General features: G+C 70.4%; 14 protein-coding genes. 9 read left to right on the plus strand and 5 right to left on the minus strand.

Features of this window, described 5'->3' with window-relative positions:
- The first annotated feature begins 8 nt into the window (after positions 1-8).
- A complete protein-coding gene (locus tag AC1Q9M_RS23305) occupies positions 9-812 on the plus strand; it encodes a biotin--[acetyl-CoA-carboxylase] ligase (protein WP_382322326.1) in 804 nt (267 codons plus the stop codon).
- On the plus strand, positions 806-1,579 hold the full coding sequence (locus tag AC1Q9M_RS23310) for an SPOR domain-containing protein (RefSeq protein ID WP_382322327.1): 774 nt from the start codon (positions 806-808) through the stop codon (positions 1,577-1,579). The genes AC1Q9M_RS23305 and AC1Q9M_RS23310 overlap by 7 nt, the downstream gene beginning before the upstream one ends.
- A gap of 19 nt (positions 1,580-1,598) precedes the next feature.
- Here AC1Q9M_RS23310 and AC1Q9M_RS23315 read toward each other — a convergent pair whose 3' ends face one another.
- The 5 genes from AC1Q9M_RS23315 to tkt all read right to left on the minus strand — a co-directional run bounded on the left by AC1Q9M_RS23315 (position 1,599) and on the right by tkt (position 8,408).
- Positions 1,599-3,167: a S8 family peptidase gene (locus tag AC1Q9M_RS23315; protein ID WP_444688133.1), complete on the minus strand. Its 1,569-nt coding sequence runs from the start codon at positions 3,165-3,167 to the stop codon at positions 1,599-1,601.
- Between the two features lie 481 nt (positions 3,168-3,648).
- A complete protein-coding gene (locus tag AC1Q9M_RS23320; RefSeq protein ID WP_382322329.1) occupies positions 3,649-4,545 on the minus strand; it encodes an alpha/beta hydrolase family protein in 897 nt (298 codons plus the stop codon).
- A 10-nt stretch (positions 4,546-4,555) separates the two neighbouring features.
- Positions 4,556-5,158 (minus strand): TetR/AcrR family transcriptional regulator, encoded by a 603-nt coding sequence (locus tag AC1Q9M_RS23325; RefSeq protein WP_382322330.1) that lies wholly within the window; start codon positions 5,156-5,158, stop codon positions 4,556-4,558.
- Between the two features lie 113 nt (positions 5,159-5,271).
- The gene (gap, locus tag AC1Q9M_RS23330) at positions 5,272-6,270 is read right to left on the minus strand and encodes a type I glyceraldehyde-3-phosphate dehydrogenase (protein WP_492435982.1); all 999 of its coding nucleotides are present in this window, start codon (positions 6,268-6,270) and stop codon (positions 5,272-5,274) included.
- 44 nt (positions 6,271-6,314) lie between these two features.
- Positions 6,315-8,408, minus strand: coding sequence for a transketolase (tkt, locus tag AC1Q9M_RS23335; RefSeq protein WP_444688989.1), 2,094 nt, complete (start codon positions 8,406-8,408; stop codon positions 6,315-6,317).
- Positions 8,409-8,614: 206 nt separating this feature from the next.
- Between tkt and AC1Q9M_RS23340 the strand changes: the two genes are divergently transcribed.
- The 7 genes from AC1Q9M_RS23340 to AC1Q9M_RS23370 all read left to right on the plus strand — a co-directional run bounded on the left by AC1Q9M_RS23340 (position 8,615) and on the right by AC1Q9M_RS23370 (position 16,929).
- Positions 8,615-9,319: a nucleotidyltransferase family protein gene (locus tag AC1Q9M_RS23340; RefSeq protein ID WP_382325778.1), complete on the plus strand. Its 705-nt coding sequence runs from the start codon at positions 8,615-8,617 to the stop codon at positions 9,317-9,319.
- Between the two features lie 45 nt (positions 9,320-9,364).
- The gene (locus tag AC1Q9M_RS23345) at positions 9,365-10,762 is read left to right on the plus strand and encodes an aminopeptidase P N-terminal domain-containing protein (protein ID WP_382322332.1); all 1,398 of its coding nucleotides are present in this window, start codon (positions 9,365-9,367) and stop codon (positions 10,760-10,762) included.
- A 132-nt stretch (positions 10,763-10,894) separates the two neighbouring features.
- Positions 10,895-12,079, plus strand: a complete 1,185-nt coding sequence (locus AC1Q9M_RS23350; RefSeq protein ID WP_492435985.1) for an imelysin family protein — start codon at positions 10,895-10,897, stop codon at positions 12,077-12,079.
- Between the two features lie 148 nt (positions 12,080-12,227).
- Complete coding sequence (locus tag AC1Q9M_RS23355; protein ID WP_492435987.1) at positions 12,228-13,721, plus strand: di-heme oxidoreductase family protein; 1,494 nt, start codon at positions 12,228-12,230, stop codon at positions 13,719-13,721.
- Complete coding sequence (locus AC1Q9M_RS23360; protein WP_492435989.1) at positions 13,718-14,812, plus strand: imelysin family protein; 1,095 nt, start codon at positions 13,718-13,720, stop codon at positions 14,810-14,812. The genes AC1Q9M_RS23355 and AC1Q9M_RS23360 overlap by 4 nt, the downstream gene beginning before the upstream one ends.
- Positions 14,802-15,917 (plus strand): DUF1513 domain-containing protein, encoded by a 1,116-nt coding sequence (locus AC1Q9M_RS23365; protein WP_492435991.1) that lies wholly within the window; start codon positions 14,802-14,804, stop codon positions 15,915-15,917. Before AC1Q9M_RS23360 ends, AC1Q9M_RS23365 begins: the two co-directional genes overlap by 11 nt.
- Before the next feature lie 97 nt (positions 15,918-16,014).
- The gene (locus tag AC1Q9M_RS23370; RefSeq protein ID WP_382322337.1) at positions 16,015-16,929 is read left to right on the plus strand and encodes an AraC family transcriptional regulator; all 915 of its coding nucleotides are present in this window, start codon (positions 16,015-16,017) and stop codon (positions 16,927-16,929) included.

The following is a 16,929-nucleotide window of genomic DNA, read 5'->3' on the forward strand; positions in this document are numbered from 1 at the left end:
CCCCTCACATGGCAGACACCCTGACCCGTCACGCGGAAGCGGTCTGGGAAGCCGTGGTGCCCCTGCTGCCGGGCTTCACGGTGGAGGTGCTGCCCAGCATCGACTCCACCAGCAGCGAGCTCATGCGGCGCGCGCGCAGCGGCCTCATGGAGCCGGTGCTGCTGACCGCCGAGCAGCAGACCGCAGGGCGGGGCCGGCTCGGCAAGGGCTGGCACAGCAAGCCGGGCCAATCGCTCACGTTTTCCATCGCCCTGCCGCTGGCGCCATCGAACTGGTCGGGCCTGTCGCTCGCGGTGGGCGTGAGCCTGGCCCACAGCCTGCACCCCGACGTGCGGCTGAAATGGCCGAACGACCTCTGGCTGCACCAGCGCAAGCTCGGCGGCATCCTGGTGGAGACCGCCAGCACCGGTGACGCGGCGCAGGGCCAGCGCATGGTGGTGATCGGCGTGGGCATCAACATCGCCCGGCCCGAGGCCTCGGCCGTGGCCGCCCTGGTGCCCGACGGCTCGACCGTGGCCGCCATGGCGCCGGCCGGACTGGCCGAGGTCAGCGTGGGCATCACGCCCGGCGAGGTGCTCGAGCGCGTGGCGCCGCCGCTGGTGCAGGACGTGCTGGCGTTCGCCTCGCAAGGCTTTGGCGCCTTTGCGCAGCGTTTCGCCGGCCTGGACGCCTTGCAGGGCCTGGCCGTGCAACTCTCCGATGGCACCCGGGGCACGGCCTGCGGGGTGACCCCCGACGGTGCCCTGCAGGTGTTGACCGACCAGGGCATGTTGACCGTCACCAGTTCAGAAGTGAGTGTGCGCCCGTGTTGAGGTGGGCGGTCATCGTGCTGGTGCTGGCCAACGCGGGCTATTTCGCCTGGACCCAGGGCTACCTGGGCGGCCTGGGCCTGGCCCCGATCGAGCAGCGCGAGCCCCAGCGCCTGGCGCAGCAGCTCAGGCCCGAGGCCTTGCGCCTGCTCAATGGCCCCAAAGGAACGTCGGCCGACACCACCACTGCGCCGGAGCCCGAGACCGCGGCACCACCGGCCGCGCTGCCGGCCGCGGCGGTGGAAGCCGCACCGACGCCACCGGCCGCGCCCACCCCGACCCCGCCCACAGCGGCCGCCCCAGCGAGCGATGGCCCGCGCGCCTGCTGGCAGGCCGCCGGCTTCACCGAAGCCCAGGCTGAGCTGCTGCGCGCCGAACTCGCGCTGCTGGGCCTGACGGCGAACGGCTGGCAACTCAACGAGACCCGCAGCAGCGGCCGCTGGATCGTCTACATGGGGCGCTACGACAACACCGAGCAGGTGGAGCGCAAGAAGGCCGAGTTGCGCGGGCTGGGCGTGCAGTTCCGAGAGCTCACCGCGAATGGCCTGGCCCCGGGGCTGGCGCTGGGCACCTACTCCACCGAAGCCGCCGCGCGGCAGGCGCTGCAGCAGACCGAGCGCGACGGCGTGCGCACCGCCAGGGTGGCGCAGGAACGGGCGGAAAGCGTGTCGTTCGCGCTGCGCCTGCCCGCCATCACCGACGCCCAGCGCGCGGCAGTGGAAGGGTTGCGCGAGGCCATGGCCGGCAAGGCGCTGCGCCGCTGCAGCTGAGCCGACCGGCGGGCTCGGCTCAGACCCGACGGCGGCGGCGCTGGCACAGCGCCACGGCGATCACCCAGGCCCACAGGCTCAAACCCCAGAGATGGCCAGCGGAGCCACCACCTCCCCCGCTGCTGCTGGCGGCGAGCACGGGCATGGCCGCCACCGCGCGCACGGTGTCTTCACCCGTGCGGCCGAAGTTGTCCACCACGGTGAGCGAGAACACATAGCTGTCCTCCGCCACGAGCGTGCCCTTGGCCACCGCGCTGCTGGCCGACGAGAGCGTGACCGGCGGCCCGCTCACCTGCACCCACTGGTAGGACACGATGCTGCGACCGGGAATGGGCACGCTCTGGCTGCCGTCGAGCGTGATCACCGTGCCCGGCTCGACCTCGCCCACCGGCTTGATCACGACCGCCGGGCCGGTGGCCAGCTGCACCGAGGTGTTGGCGTCCAGCAGGCCGGCGCCGCAGGTGGTGGTGGTGCAGCCGCAGACGGCGCCCGCGCCCGGGGTGCCGCACGCGGCCAATCCCGTCACCACGTGAGGTCGGGCCCCCGCCTTCATGCGCTCGATGAGCTGGCGCGGGCTCAGGAAGGGGTTGACCGCCAGCATCAGGCTGGCGATGCCCGCGGCCTGTGGCGCGGCAAAGCTCGTGCCCTGCTTGTAGCCATACATGTCGACCCCTGGCGTGGTCGTGCCGCTGTTGTCGGTCGAGTACAGCAAGGTCGATGGGCCGGCATCGGTCGAGCCCCCGGGCGCGGCCAGCGCCACGCGGGTGCCGAAACTGGAGTACTCGGCCTTCGCCCCATCCTTGCGCACCGAAGCCACGGTCATGACCCGGCGGCAGTCGGCCGGGCGGGTCAGCGTGGTGTTCGAATTGCCGGCCGCCACGACGATGAGGGCGCCCGCGTTGGTGACCGCGTCGATGGTGGTCTGGTAGCCCGGCGTGCAGGCCGAATCGCCACCAAAACTGAGGTTGATCACGCGCGCCGGGTTCGGGTTGATCGGCAGGCCCGAGACCGGCAGGCCGGCCGCCCAGCGCAGGCCGTCGAGCAGGTCCGACAGGTGCGCGCCGCATTTGCCCGAGACGCGCACCGGCAATACCTTCGCGCCCCAGTTCAGGCCCGCGACGCCCTGGGCGTTGTCGGTGGCGGCGGCGATCTGCCCCGCGATGAAGGTGCCGTGCCAGGTGCTGTTGGACAGGTCGCAGCCCGCGAACAGCGGATTCGCCAGGTCGGCTGGGTGCACCCAGTCACCCGGGTCGCTCGGGTCGGGGTCGCGCCCGTCGCCGTCGTTGGACACGGCCAGCTCACTCACCAGGTCGTAGCCGGGCAGCAGCTTGCCGGCCAGATCCGGGTGTCCCGCCCGGATGCCGCTGTCGACCACCGCCACGACCGCCGTGGACCCGGAGGTGCTGCCGGTCGTGTCGCCCCAGGCGGGGGGCAGGTTCAGGCCCGTCAGGTTCACCAGATCGGGCGTCTGCAGGTGCCATTGCTGGGGAAACAGCGTGTCGCTGGGGGTGACGGGCGCGCCCAGGCGGGGCACCAGCACATCGGGCTCGACCCAGGCCACATCGGGATGCAGGCGCGCGCGGCGCACGGCGTTGTCCAGCGCCTGGCCACGCAAGGGCCGATCGAAGCGCAGCAGGCGGGCGTTGCCTGCCTCGCCGGCTTGGCCCGACGGCAGCCCGACCTCGCGCGCCCAGCGGGTCAGGCGCTCGCGGCCCTGGCGGGCGTTGCGGTCCCATTGCGAACGGGCCCGCTCACGTCCGGAGGCCCAGGGCCCCTGGTCCGTCGCGGTGTTCGATTCGAGTTCGTCGCCCTTGAAGCCGATGATCAGGCCGGCCGCCTCACGCCGGCTGGACGGCTCCTGCGCCATGGCGGGAGTGGCAATCAGGCCCGCCAGGGTGGCCGTGCACAGGAGCAGTGCTGGAAACAGTCGCCGCATGGAATGGGGAGGGCCGGAAGGGCAAGCGAGGCAAGGTGGGGGATGTGTCGAAACATTTTGACATGCCGGTCTTTCGCATGGCCTTTATCCCCTGGCGATTCGGCATTTCCGCACAGCTTTACAACACCCGCGCTCAGCGGCCGGCCAAAGGGGCGGCGGCGGGACGCAGCGCCTCGAACCAGTCGAGCGCCTCGTTCCACAAGGGCAAGGCCTTGGGCCGGAAGTAGCCCATGTGGCCGATCGGCCCCAGGCCCGCGCGGCGCGGGTCGATGGTGACGGCCCGCACCGAGGTGTTGCGGTAACCGGCCATGAAGGCATCGCGCGAGGCCGGTGGCGCCCAGGCGTCGTCCAGCGCGTTGGCGGCCACGATCGGGAAACGCACCTGGCCGAAGCGTTCGGTGGTGGCCTGCATCTGCGGGTCGTCGAAGAAGTAGCGCGGAAAGCGGCACCAGCCGCGCCACTGGCGGTACACGTCCAGCGGCAGGTCCTCGCCCATGCCCAGGCGGCTCCAGGGCAGGTAACCGGCGAACTTGGTCCACACCGGCCCCAGCACGCGCCACATGAACAGCACCCTCATGCGCTCCAGCGGTGGCATCCAGCCGTGCCAGCCGGCGCCGGTGGCGAAGGTGTAGGCGCCGTCCACCCAGTCGTGGTGCGGCAGCAGGCCCAGGGCATGACCGCCGTACGAATGGCCGACCAGGTACAGCGGCATGCCGTCCTGGCGCATGGCTTCGACGGCGGCGGCCAGGTCGAGCCGGCCCCAGTCGAGGTAGTCCATGCGAAAGCCCTTGAGCGTGGGCGGGGCCGACTCGCCGATGCCCCGGTAGTCCAGCGTGAGCACGTCGAAACCGCGGCGCGCGGCGTGTTCGGCGAAGCGCTTGTAGAAGCCCTGTGGCACGGCGGTCGCGCCCCCGATCACGAGGTGGGCGCGGGCCGGCGTGGGGCTGCGGTAGCGGCGGGCCGAGAGCGGATAGCCGTCGGCGGCGGTCAGCAGGAGGGTTTCGATGCGAACGTCCGGGGGGGTGCTCATGGGGATCTCCTCAAGTGGTGCCCGTTTCGCGCGGGCGGCGCGCGGCGAGCAGGCCCAGCAGCGTCTGGACGGCCTGCTGGATGGGTTCGGTGCTGTGGGCCACGCGCGCCTGCAACAGCCCGCCTTCGTAGGTGGCGACGATCAGCGCCGCCACACCCCGGGCCGACTCGCGCGGCTCGCCGGCCTGTTCCAGCGCCAGCGCGATGCGCTCGCGCAAGGTGGCAAAGGCCCGCGCCAGGGCCTCGCGCAGCGCGTGGTCGTCGGGCGTGCTCTCCAGCGCGACGGTCGCCAGCGGGCAGCCGGCGTGAAAGCCCGTGCTGCTCAGGCGCTGGGTCGCGCCCTGCATCCATTGCCGCGCGGCTTCGATCGGGTCGCCCTCCTTGGCCAGCAGGCCGTCCAGCCAGCCCAGCATGCGCGCGACCACATCGTCGATCGCGGCCACGGCGAGTTCGGTCTTGCCGCCGGGAAAGTGGTGGTACAGCACGCCCTTGGGCGCGCCGGCCTGGGCCAGCAGTTCGGTCAGGCCGATGCCGTGCAGGCCGCGCCGGCGCAGGGCGTCGGTCATGGCGGCGATCAGGCGTTCGCGGGTGCCGGGGGTGGGGGTGTCGGTCATGGGGCGCAATCTATAGACCGGTCGGTCTAGTGTCAATGCGCGCTTGTCGCCGAGGTGAACCGGGCAAGAAAAAAGCGCCCGAAGGCGCTTTTTCAAGTCGAGTGAGCTTGCGCTTACTTGGCGACAACGCGAACCATTTCGAGGCACTTGTTGGAGTAGCCCCATTCGTTGTCGTACCAGCTCACGACCTTGATGAAGGTCTTGTCCAGCGCGATGCCGGCGTCGGCATCGAAGATCGAGGTGCGCGTGTCGCCCCGGAAATCCGTCGCCACCACCTTGTCGGTCGTATAGCCCAGCACGCCCTTCAAGGCGCCTTCGCTCTGCGCCTTCATCTCCGCACAGATCTCTTCGTACGTCGCGTCCTTGTTCAGCTCCACCGTCAGGTCCACCACCGACACGTCGCTGGTCGGCACCCGGAAGCTCATGCCCGTGAGCTTCTTGTTGAGCTCGGGAATCACCACGCCCACGGCCTTGGCCGCGCCCGTGCTGCTGGGGATGATGTTCTCCAGGATGCCGCGGCCACCGCGCCAGTCCTTGTTGCTCGGGCCGTCCACCGTCTTCTGCGTGGCCGTGGCCGCGTGCACCGTGGTCATCAGGCCGCGCTTGATGCCCCACTTGTCGTTGAGCACCTTGGCGATCGGCGCCAGGCAGTTGGTGGTGCACGAGGCGTTGGAGATGATGGCCTCGCCCTTGTAGGTCTTGTCATTCACGCCGTAGACGAACATCGGGGTGTCGTCCTTGGAGGGGGCCGAGAGGATGACCTTCTTCGCGCCCGCGTCCAGGTGCTTCTGGGCCGTGACCTTGTCCAGGAACAGGCCGGTGGATTCGATGACGACGTCGGCGCCGACTTCGTTCCATTTGAGGTTGGCGGGATCGCGCTCCTGCGTCAGGCGGATCTTCTTGCCGTTGACGATCAGGGTGTTGCCCTCGACCTTGACTTCGCCCTTGAAGCGGCCGTGCACGCTGTCGTACTGCAGCATGTAGGCCAGGTAGTCGGGCTCGAGCAGGTCGTTGATCGCCACCACTTCGATGTCTTGGAAGTTCTGGATGGCGCTGCGCAGCACGTTGCGGCCGATGCGGCCGAAGCCGTTGATGCCGATCTTGATCGTCATGTCTCGTCTCTCCTGGAAGGTTTCAAAAAAGGGTTAACCAAAATTCACTTCGCGAGCACGGCACGCACCGTGTCCGCCACGTTCTGCTCGGTGAAGCCGAAGTGCTTGAACAGCACCGGCGCCGGGGCCGATTCGCCGTAGGTGTCGATGCCGACCACGGCGGCCACGCCGTACTTCCACCAGCCGTCGGTGGTGCCCATCTCGACCGCGATGCGCGGCACGCCGGCCGGCAGCACCGAGGCCTTGTAGGCGGCGGTCTGGCGGTCGAAGGTGGTGGTGCTGGGCATGGAGACCACGCGCACGGCGATCTTGTGCTCGCGCGCCAGCAGCTCCTGCGCCTTCAAGGCCAGCTGCACTTCGGAGCCGGTGGCGATGATCACGGCCTGCGCCTTTTTCTTCAGGCCCACTTCGGCCGGCTCGGCCAGCACGTAGGCGCCCTGGCTGATGTGGCCCAGGTCGTTCTTGGGCGCGTAGGGCAGGTTCTGGCGGCTGAGCAGCAGCGCGGTCGGGCGGCTGGCGTTCTCCAGCGCCACGGCCCAGGCCACGGCGGTCTCGGCCGTGTCGGCGGGGCGCCACACGTCCAGGTTGGGGATCAGGCGCAGGCTGGCCGCGTGCTCGATGGACTGGTGCGTCGGGCCGTCTTCGCCCAGGCCGATGGAGTCGTGGGTGAACACGTGGATCACGCGCTGCTTCATCAGCGCGGCCATGCGGATGGCGTTGCGGCTGTAGTCGCTGAAGGTGAGGAAGGTGCCGCCGTAGGGGATGAAGCCGCCGTGCAGCGCCACGCCGTTCATGATCGCGGCCATGCCGAATTCGCGCACGCCGTAGTTGATGTGGCGCCCGCCCTGGCCCTGCTCGTTCTTCACCACGTCACCGGCCATGTTGAAGCGCAGGCTGGGGGTGGACTTGGTGTTGGTGAGGTTGGAGCCAGTGAGGTCGGCGCTGCCGCCCAGCAACTCGGGCAGCGCGGCGGTGAAGGTCTCCAGCGCCAGCTGGCTGGCCTTGCGGCTGGCCACGGTTTCGGCCTTGGTGTGCGCGCCCACGGCGGCGTCCACCGCGACCTGCGCGAAGTTCTTCGGCAGCTCGCCCTTCATGCGGCGGGTGAACTCCTTGGCCAGCTCGGGGAAAGCGGCCTTGTAGGCGGCGAACTTCCCGTTCCAGTCGGCCTCCACGGCCTGGCCGGCGGCCTTGGCGTCCCAGGCGGCGTACACGTCCTGCGGCACCTCGAAGGGCTTGTGCATCCAGCCCAGGGCCTCGCGGGTCAGCTGGATCTCTTCGCCGCCCAGCGGCTCGCCGTGGGCCTTGGCGGTGTTGGCGCGGTTCGGGCTGCCCTTGCCGATGTGCGTCTTGCAGATGATCAGCGTGGGGCCAAAGGTGCCCATGCTGGCCTTGTTCTTGGCGTCGGCGATCGCGCGGTCCACGGCGTCGGTGTCGTGGCCGTCGATCGGGCCGATCACGTTCCAGCCGCTGGCGGTGAAGCGCAGCGCGGTGTTGTCGATGAACCAGGGCGTGACCTGGCCATCGATCGAGATGCCGTTGTCGTCGTACAGCGCGATCAGCTTGTTGAGCTTCCAGGCGCCGGCCAGGGCCACGGCCTCGTGGCTGATGCCTTCCATCAGGCAGCCGTCGCCCAGGAACACGTAGGTGTGGTGGTCGACGATGGCGTGGCCATCGCGGTTGAATTCGGCCGCCAGCAGCTTCTCGGCCAGCGCCATGCCCACGGCGTTGGTGATGCCCTGGCCCAGCGGGCCGGTGGTGGTTTCCACGCCGGGGGTGATGCCCACCTCGGGGTGGCCGGCGGTCTTGCTGTGCAGCTGGCGGAAGTTCTTGAGTTCGCCGATCGGCAGCTTGTAGCCCGTGAGGTGCAACAGCGCGTAAATCAGCATGGAACCGTGGCCGTTCGAGAGCACGAAACGGTCGCGGTTGGCCCACTGCGGGTTGGTCGGGTTGTGGCGCAGGTGGCGCCCCCAGAGGGCGACCGCCATGTCCGCCATGCCCATGGGCGCGCCGGGGTGGCCCGAGTTCGCCTGTTGCACCGCGTCCATGGCCAGGGCGCGGATGGCGTTGGCCTGGGTCTGGGCGGTCACGGCCGAAGCGGCGGGGGCGGTGCGGGTGGGGGTGCTGGCGGCGTCGGACATGGGGTGCTGGGGGAGGGTATGAGGAAGGAACAATTGCGCGGCGGCGCAAAACAGGGGATTTTATCGGGCCGCCCGGACCGGCGCCCCCGACGGCCGGCCGAGCCGCGCGCAGGCGCTCATAATTCCGGATGCGTCGGGCCCTGTGAACCCGGTACGCCCACCGTCCAACACCCATGACCCGACTTGCCACCGCCCCCATCCCGGCCATGCTGCTTGCCGCCGGGCGTGGCATGCGCATGCGCCCCTTGACGGACGAAACGCCCAAGCCTCTGCTGACGGTGCAGGGCCGGCCCTTGATGCAATGGCCGATGGAGGCCTTGCTGGCCGGCGGCTTCCGGCGCCTGGTGGTCAACACCGCCTGGCTGGGCGAACAGATCGACGCCTTCTGCGCCGACTGGCAGGCGCAGCACCCGGGCACCGAGGTGACCGTCTCGCGCGAAGGCCAGGACTTCGGCTACGCGCTGGAGACCGCCGGGGGCATCGCGCGCGCGCTGCCGCTGCTGGGCGATGTGTTCTGGGTGCTCGCGGGCGACGTGTACGCGCCGGAGTTCGCCTTCACGCCGACCAGCGTGGCCCGCTTCAAGGCCAGCGGCCTGCTCGCCCATCTCTGGCTGGTGCCCAACCCGCCGCACCACCCACGCGGCGATTTCGGCCTGAGCGCCGAGGGCCTGGCGCTCAACGAGGCCGAGATGCGCCACACCTACAGCACCATCGGCCTGTACCGCCGCGAGCTGTTCGAGGCGCCCTGGTGCGAGATCGTGCCGGGCAACCCGCAGGGCACGGCCGAGCCGCTGGCGCCGCTGCTGCGCCGCGCCATGGACGCCGGCCTGGTGAGCGCCGAGCTCTACACCGGCCCCTGGGTGGACGTGGGCACCCCAGAGCGACTCGCGGAACTGAACACCGCGGGCTGATCCCCACGCCCCACGGCGCGCGCCAAAACGCCGACAATGGCCCGCATGGACTCCACCACCCACACCACCCTGTACGCGGAGCGCCGTGCCCGCGTGGCCGCCCAGCTCGGGCCCGGCGGCATCGCCATCGTGCCCACCGCGCTGGAACGGCCGCGCAACCGCGACACCGATTTCATCTACCGGCACGACAGCTACTTCTATTACCTCACCGGTTTCACCGAGCCCAATGCCTGGCTGGTGATCACCGCCGAGGGCCAGACCACGCTGTTCTGCCAGCCCAAGGACCTGGAGCGCGAGATCTGGGATGGCATCCGCCTGGGCCCCGAAGCCGCACCGGAACACCTGGGCGTGAGCGAGGCGTTTTCCGTCGCCGAACTCGACCAGCGCCTGCCCAAATTGCTGGAGAACCGCCAGACCGTGTGGTACCCCTTCGCCACGCACGCGGGGCTGGAGAGCCGCATCAACGGCTGGCTGCAACCGGTGCGCGCGCGCGTGCGCTACGGCGCGCTGTGCCCCGAATCGCAGCGCGACCTCTGCGGCATCCTCGACGAACTGCGGCTGGTGAAGGACGCCTTCGAGCAGGCCACCATGCGCCGCGCCGCTCAGATCAGCGCCAAGGCCCACATCCGCGCCATGCAGCGCAGCGCGGCCATGCTGCGCGCCGGGCAGGACGTGCGTGAGTACCACCTCGACGCCGAGCTGCTGCACAGCTTCCGCGAACACGGCTCGCAGTACCCGGCCTACGGCAGCATCGTGGCCGCCGGCGCCAACGCCTGCGTGCTGCACTACCGCGCCGACGCCGCGCCGATCCGCAGCGGCGAGCTGGTGCTGATCGACGCCGGCTGCGAACTCGACGGCTACGCCAGCGACATCACCCGCACCTTTCCCGCCAACGGCCGCTTCACCGGCCCGCAGCGCACGCTGTACGACCTCGTGCTCGCCAGCCAGGACGCCGCCGTGGCCGCCACCAAGGCCGGCGCTCGCTTCGTCGATCCGCACGAGGCCACCGTGGCCGTGCTGGCCCAGGGCCTGCTCGACGTCGGCCTGCTGGACCGCAACAAGGTCGGCAACGCGCAGGACGTGATCGCCCACCGCGCCTACTTCCCGTTCTACATGCACCGCACCGGGCACTGGCTGGGCATGGACGTGCACGACTGCGGCAGCTACGTGGAGCCCTCCGAGCTGGGCAGCGTGAGCGAGCGCCAGGACCCGCTCAGCGGCGAGACCATCAAGGACCGGCCCAGCCGCGTGCTGCGCCCCGGCATGGTGCTCACCATCGAGCCCGGCCTGTACGTGCGGCCAGGCGAAGGCGTGCCCGAGCATTTCTGGAACATCGGCATCCGCATCGAGGACGACGCCATCGTCACCGCGACCGGCTGCGAACTCATCTCGCGCGACGTGCCGGTGAAGGCCGACGAGATCGAAGCCCTGATGCGCGCTTGACGCAGGTCAAGAGCACCGCCGATGGGCCCATCGGCGGCCGGGTCTTGGATATAGAGCAGGAATCATTCTCATTTACACTGTGAGACCCACCGGCGCTGCCGGCCCGATTCCTTCACTCCAAGCCCTTCCGCCATGAAACCCACCCTGCTCGTTCTGGCCCTGTCGGCCACCCTGTCCCTGCTGCACGCACCGGCCCACGCCCAGGCCGCCGCTCCCGCGGCCACGAGCGCACCCGCCGCCGCGACCTACGCCACCGTGGCCACGCACTACGCCGCGCTGGTGCACGCCAACTACAGCGACACCCTGGCCGCCGCGCAGGAGATGCAGACCACCATCAAGGCCTTCGTGGCCGCGCCCTCGGCCGACGGCCTGGCCGCCGCGCGCAAGGCCTGGCTGGGCGCCCGCGAGTTCTACGGCCAGACCGAGGCCTTCCGCTTCTACGGCGGCCCGATCGACGACGACAAGGGCCCGGAAGGCCAGATCAACGCCTGGCCGCTGGACGAAGCCTATGTGGACTACGTGCAGGGCAAGCCCAAAGCCGGCCTGATCGCCAACACCAAGTTCAAGATCACCAAGACCAACCTGGCCAAGTTCAACGAGCGCGGTGGTGAAGAGAACATCAGCTCCGGCTGGCACGCGATCGAATTCCTGCTGTGGGGCCAGGACCTGAGCGAAACCGGCCCGGGCAACCGCTCGTTCGAGGACTATGTGGACGGCAAGACCCCCAACGCCGACCGCCGCCGCCAGTTCCTCACCGTGGCCACCGAGCTGCTGGTGGACGACCTGAACTTCCTGGTCAAGGCCTGGGCGCCCGGCCAGAAGAACTACCGCGCGCGCTTCGAGAAGGGCGGCAAGGAATCGGTGCGCAAGATCATCGTGGGCCTGGGCTCGCTCTCGCGCGGCGAACTCTCGGGTGAGCGCATGGAAGTGGCGCTGAACTCGCAGGACCAGGAAGACGAACACTCCTGCTTCTCCGACAACACGCACCGCGACATCGTGACCAACGCCACCGGCATCCAGAACGTGTGGCTGGGCCAGTACAAGAAGCGCGACGGCAGCGTGCTGCAAGGCCCGGGCGTGCGCGACCTGGTGGCCGCCAAGAAGGCCGACCTGGCCGAGAAGACCACCGCGCAGATCGCCGCCTCGGTGGCGGGTGCCGAAGCCATTCCCGCCCCGTTCGACCGCGCCATCGCCAAGGGTTCGGCCGGCCGCCCGGCGATCGAGAAGACCGTCGCCAGCCTGGTGGAACAGTCCAAGCTGCTGGTGGAATCGGCCAGCGCGGTGGGCATCGCCAAGCTGACCCTCGTGGAGCCTTGATTCGGAACACCCCCCTGCGCCGCTGCGCGGCTTCCCCCCTCTCTGGCGCGCCTTCGGCGCTGGGAGGGGGGGACGGGGTCTCGGGCCGGCGGAGCCGGACCCTTGACCCCTCTGGATTGACGTTTCTTCTGTTGTCTAGGCCTTCATCATGTCGCTCCTTCCCACAGCCACGCGCCTTGCGCTCGCCATGGGGGTCCTGTTTTGCGGCTCCACCGCGCTCGTCCTGCACGCCGACGAAGCGCCCGACCCGTTGGGTGAGAAGACCGGTGGCGCGACCACGGTCTACGCCACCGGCAAGAACGCGTTCTCGTTTCCGCTGGCCAACCTGGACGATCCGGGGCGCACGCGCTTCGTGATCGGCAACTCGTTCTTCAAACGCAACTGGGTGGAGGCACCGGCGTCGACCACCGCGCGCGACGGCCTGGGCCCGCATTTCATCGCGCGGTCCTGCGCGGGCTGCCACGTGCTCGATGGCCGGGGCGAGCCGCCGGCCTGGAAGAACACGCTGGGCCCCGAGCCCGAAGGCACGGTGGCGCTGCTCATGCGCCTGTCGGTGGCCGGCACGCCCGACCCCAAGGCCGGCGTGCGGCCCGACCCGGTGTACGGTGACCAGTTCAACAACGCGGCGATCCAGGGCGTCAAGCCCGAGGGCCGGGTCGAGATCCGCCAACAACCCATTCACGGCCGCTTCGCGGACGGCACGCGCTACACGCTGCAAAAGCCGATCTACAAGCTGACCGACCTCGCCTACGGCCCGTTCGCACCCGGCCTCATGGTCAGCCCGCGCATCGCACCGCAGCTCGCCGGCATCGGCCTGATCGAAGCCATTCCCGATGCCGAGATCCTGCGCAACGCGCGCGAACAGGCGGCCGCGCCCGGCCCCATCAAGGGCCAGCCCAACCGCGTGTGGGACGTGTTCGCGCAGGAAGAGCGCCTGGGGCGCCTGGGCTGGAAGGCCAACGTCGCCACCCTCGCGCACCAGACCGCCGGGGCTTTCCATGGCGACATCGGCATCACCTCCAACGCCTTCCCGCACGAGACCTGCACGCCCACGCAGAAGGACTGCCTGGCCGCGCCGCACGGCGGCGGCAAGACCACAGGCCGCGACGGCATCGTGCCGGCGGCCAACGCGACCGCGCTGAAACCCGAGATCGACGACGAGACCCTGGGTCAGGTGATCTTCTACCAGGCCACGCTGGCCCCGGCGGCGCGGCGCAACGTGAACGACCCGCAGGTGCTGCGCGGCCAGGCGCTGTTCGCGCAGGCGCAGTGCGCGGCCTGCCACCGCCCGAGCTACGTCACGGCCGAAGGCCCGTTCCCGCCGCTCACCAGCCCCGCCCTCAAGGGCCAGCGCATCTGGCCCTACACCGACCTGCTGCTGCACGACATGGGCCCGGACCTCGCCGATGGCCGCCCGGACTACCTCGCCAGCGGCAGCCAGTGGAAGACGCCGCCGCTCTGGGGCATCGGGCTCATCAAGGACGTCAACGGCCACACCCGCCTGATGCACGACGGCCGCGCCAACGGCGTGCTCGAAGCCATCCTCTGGCACGGCGGCGAGGCCCAGGCGTCCAAGGAGCAGGTGCTCAAGATGAAACGGGCCGACCGCAGCGCGCTCGTGAAATTCGTGGAGTCGCTATGACAACGTCTGCTTTTGCCTTCCTTCGCAGCGCCACCGCGCTGGCCCTGGGCCTCACGCTGTCCGGCCTCGCGGCGGCGCAGAACGCCCCCATCGTGGCCGCGCCCTACTACTCGGCCGAGCAGGCCCTGCAGGGCGTGTACACGCACCACCTGCCGCCGCTGGCGCGCGACTTCCAGGTCCAGGCCGATCGCCTGGTCGAGACCACGGCCCAACATTGCAAGGGCCAGGCCACGCTGCCGGCCTTGCGCGCGCAATGGCAGGACACGCTGGTGAGCTGGGAGACCCTGTCCACGCCGGCCGTGGGGCCGCTGGTCACGCGGCGCTCGCAGCGCCAGATCGACTTCTGGCCCACCCGCCCGGACCTGCTGCGCCGCTCGATGGAGAAGGCGCCCAACACCCTGGCGGACATGGAGCGCGTGGGCACGCCCGCCAAAGGCTTTCCCGCCTTCGAACTGCTGCTGAACCAGTGGGCCGGCAGCCGCCAGCCCGCGCCGGCCCCGGCCTGCCGCTACGCCGAGCTGGTGGCGCAGGGCATCGCCGCCGAGGCGCGCGCCCTGAACGACGAACTCGGCCAATGGGCCACGAAGGAATGGGACGACGAGCCCGAGGTCACCACCGCCTCGCTGGCCGAATGGGTCAACCAGTGGCTCGCCGGCCTGGAGCGGCTGCGCTGGGCCCACATCGAAAAACCCATCACCACCCACCAGACCACCGGCAACGCGGCCAAGGGCGCGCCGGTGCCCTACGCCCGGCTCGACCGCGAGAGCAACCTGCGCGACTGGCGCGCGCAATGGCAGAGCTTGCGCCAGCAAGGCCGCCTGCCCCCCGGTGCGCAACCACCCGCCGCCGGCCAGGCCCTGGTGCCGATGGAGGCCCTGCTCATGGGCCGGGGCCAGCTCGCGCTGGCGCAGAAATGGGGCCAGGCGCTGGACCAGGTGACGGCGGGCATGGACAAGCTCACGCCGCGCTCGAACGAGCGCGAGCTGCTCGCGCTCACGAAGTCGATGAAGGCCGTGACCGTGCTGTTCCAGAACGAGGTCGCGGCCGCGCTCGACGTGCCGCTCGGGTTCTCAGATGCCGATGGAGACTGACACCGCCTTCTTGTTGTCGCGCCGCCAATGGCTGGTGGCGATGGCGGCCCTGGACCTCGCGCCGGCCTGGGCCGCGCGCGCCAGCACCGGCACGCGCCTGATCTCCGCCTGGCAGACGCCGAGCGAACACCACATCGGCGTGATCGCGGTGGACGGGGCGCGCTGGTCGGTGCAGCGCTCGCTCGCCGTGCCCACGCGCGCGCACGGCCTGTTGCTCGAAGCCGGTGGCAGCGTGCTGGCCGCCGCGCGCCGCCCGGGCGACTGGCTGCTGCGTTGGCATCCGGTGAGCGGGCAGACGCAATGGCACTGGATCGAGGACGACCGCCGCTTCAATGGCCACGCCGTCGCCAGCCCCGATGGCCAGACGATCTGGACCACCGAAACCGACCTCGACACCGCGCAGGGCCGCCTGGCCACGCGCGACGCGAAGACGCTGGAGAAATCCGCCGAGTGGGCCACGCAGGGCATGGACCCGCACGAGCTGATCGTGCTGCCGCAGCGCGTGGGCGAGATCCCGGTCGGCAGCCTGCTGGTGGCCAACGGCGGCATCCCCACGCTGCCCGAGACCGGGCGCAGCAAGCGCCAGCTCGACCGCATGGACGCCTCGCTGGTGGCGCTGGACCCGCGCGACGGTGCGGTGCTGGGCCAGTGGCGCCTGGACGACCCCTACCTGAGCATCCGCCACCTGGCCTGGGACCCGGTGTCGCGCACGGTCGGCATCGCGCTGCAGGCCGAGCACCCCGATGCCGAGGCCAAGCGGCGCGCGCCGGTGTTCGCCGCGTGGAACGGCCAGCGCCTGCAGGCCTCGCTGGCCCAGCCTGCGGTGCAGGGTTATGGCGGCGACATCTGCGCCCTGCCCGAGGGCGGTTTCGTGGTGAGCTGCCCGCGCGCGGACGCACTGGCCCTGTTCGGCGCCGACGCGCGCTGGTCGCAGAACCTCGCGCACCGCGAGGCCTATGCGCTCGCGGCCGACCAGGGCCACTGGTGGGCCAGCGGCGCCGAAGGCGTGTGGTGCGCGCCCGAAGGCACCGAGGCCCGCACCAGCACGCGCGGCGGCGAGCGCCTGCAGATCGACAACCACTGGGCCGTCTGGCCCCAGGCCTGAGGCGGGTACCCGCCTCCACACCAGCCTGTCAGCGGGTGCGGTGGCAGAATCAGGCGCCCGGCACGTTGGCGGCCGGAAGGGTGATCGCAAGCTGCCCATGAACACCGTCGCACCGCACCTGGCGAATGTGCTGTCCCGCTCGCCCAACTTCCACCTGGACCAGGTCACGACCTTGGGCGGCCGGTGCCGGGGCCGCCTCATTCACTGCACCTTCGAGGCCCACACGGTGGACATCCCGCCGCTGGACGAGGTGGTGCTGCTGGCCGCCAACCAGTACCGGCTCAAGCGCGCGCTGTTCGATTTCGGCTGGGGCTTTCGCGACCACTTCAGCAGCCACCCGCACCCACTGCACCTCTTCCCCGCGGGCAACGCCTACCGCTGGCTCAAGGACGGTTTCGCGGACGTGACCCTGCTCGCGCTCTCGGCCACCGACCTGGCCGCGCTGCTCGACGAGCTGGGCCACCGCAATCCGAACGACGGCCTGTGGGAGCTGTCGCAGCGCGGCTTCGCCAACCCGATGATCTACCAGGCGCTCACGCAGTTCATGCAGCAAGCCTCGGCGGACAGCCCGCAGATCCTGGTGGACAGCTACTGCACCGTGATCGCCAACGAGCTGGCGCGGCAATGGAACACGCGCGCGCCCGCCGGCCCGGCGGTGCGCAAGCTGCCCTCGGCCCAGCTCGCGCGGCTGATCGACCACATCAAGGAACAGCTCGCGCAGGACCTGAGCCTGGACGACCTGGCGGCCCAGACCGGGCTCACCAAGTACCACTTCATGCGCTGCTTCAAGGCCTCCACCGGCCGCTCGCCGCTGCAGTACGTGACCGAGTTGCGCGTGGCGCAGGCGCGCCGCCTGCTGGAGACCACGTCGCTGACGATGGAGGTGGTGGCGCGCCAGAGCGGCTTTTCAAACGCCGAGCACCTGGCCCGCGTGTTCGGCAAGGCCACCGGGCTTTCACCGCGCGCCTACCGCACGGCCCTGGGCGAGGTGCGCGCGCCGCGCCGGCACTGA

The organism is Hydrogenophaga sp. GW823-FHT04C09, assembly GCF_058796355.1.

Excerpts from the sequence above, each read along its gene's own strand:
- AC1Q9M_RS23305 (WP_382322326.1), top strand. The coding sequence starts at position 9 with ATGGCAGACACCCTGACCCGTCACGCGGAAGCGGTCTGGGAAGCCGTG.
- AC1Q9M_RS23320 (WP_382322329.1), bottom strand. The coding sequence starts at position 4,545 with ATGAGCACCCCCCCGGACGTTCGCATCGAAACCCTCCTGCTGACCGCC.
- AC1Q9M_RS23325 (WP_382322330.1), bottom strand. The coding sequence starts at position 5,158 with ATGACCGACACCCCCACCCCCGGCACCCGCGAACGCCTGATCGCCGCC.
- gap (WP_492435982.1), bottom strand. The coding sequence starts at position 6,270 with ATGACGATCAAGATCGGCATCAACGGCTTCGGCCGCATCGGCCGCAAC.
- tkt (WP_444688989.1), bottom strand. The coding sequence starts at position 8,408 with ATGTCCGACGCCGCCAGCACCCCCACCCGCACCGCCCCCGCCGCTTCG.
- AC1Q9M_RS23340 (WP_382325778.1), top strand. The coding sequence starts at position 8,615 with ATGCTGCTTGCCGCCGGGCGTGGCATGCGCATGCGCCCCTTGACGGAC.
- AC1Q9M_RS23345 (WP_382322332.1), top strand. The coding sequence starts at position 9,365 with ATGGACTCCACCACCCACACCACCCTGTACGCGGAGCGCCGTGCCCGC.
- AC1Q9M_RS23350 (WP_492435985.1), top strand. The coding sequence starts at position 10,895 with ATGAAACCCACCCTGCTCGTTCTGGCCCTGTCGGCCACCCTGTCCCTG.
- AC1Q9M_RS23355 (WP_492435987.1), top strand. The coding sequence starts at position 12,228 with ATGTCGCTCCTTCCCACAGCCACGCGCCTTGCGCTCGCCATGGGGGTC.
- AC1Q9M_RS23360 (WP_492435989.1), top strand. The coding sequence starts at position 13,718 with ATGACAACGTCTGCTTTTGCCTTCCTTCGCAGCGCCACCGCGCTGGCC.
- AC1Q9M_RS23365 (WP_492435991.1), top strand. The coding sequence starts at position 14,802 with ATGGAGACTGACACCGCCTTCTTGTTGTCGCGCCGCCAATGGCTGGTG.
- AC1Q9M_RS23370 (WP_382322337.1), top strand. The coding sequence starts at position 16,015 with ATGAACACCGTCGCACCGCACCTGGCGAATGTGCTGTCCCGCTCGCCC.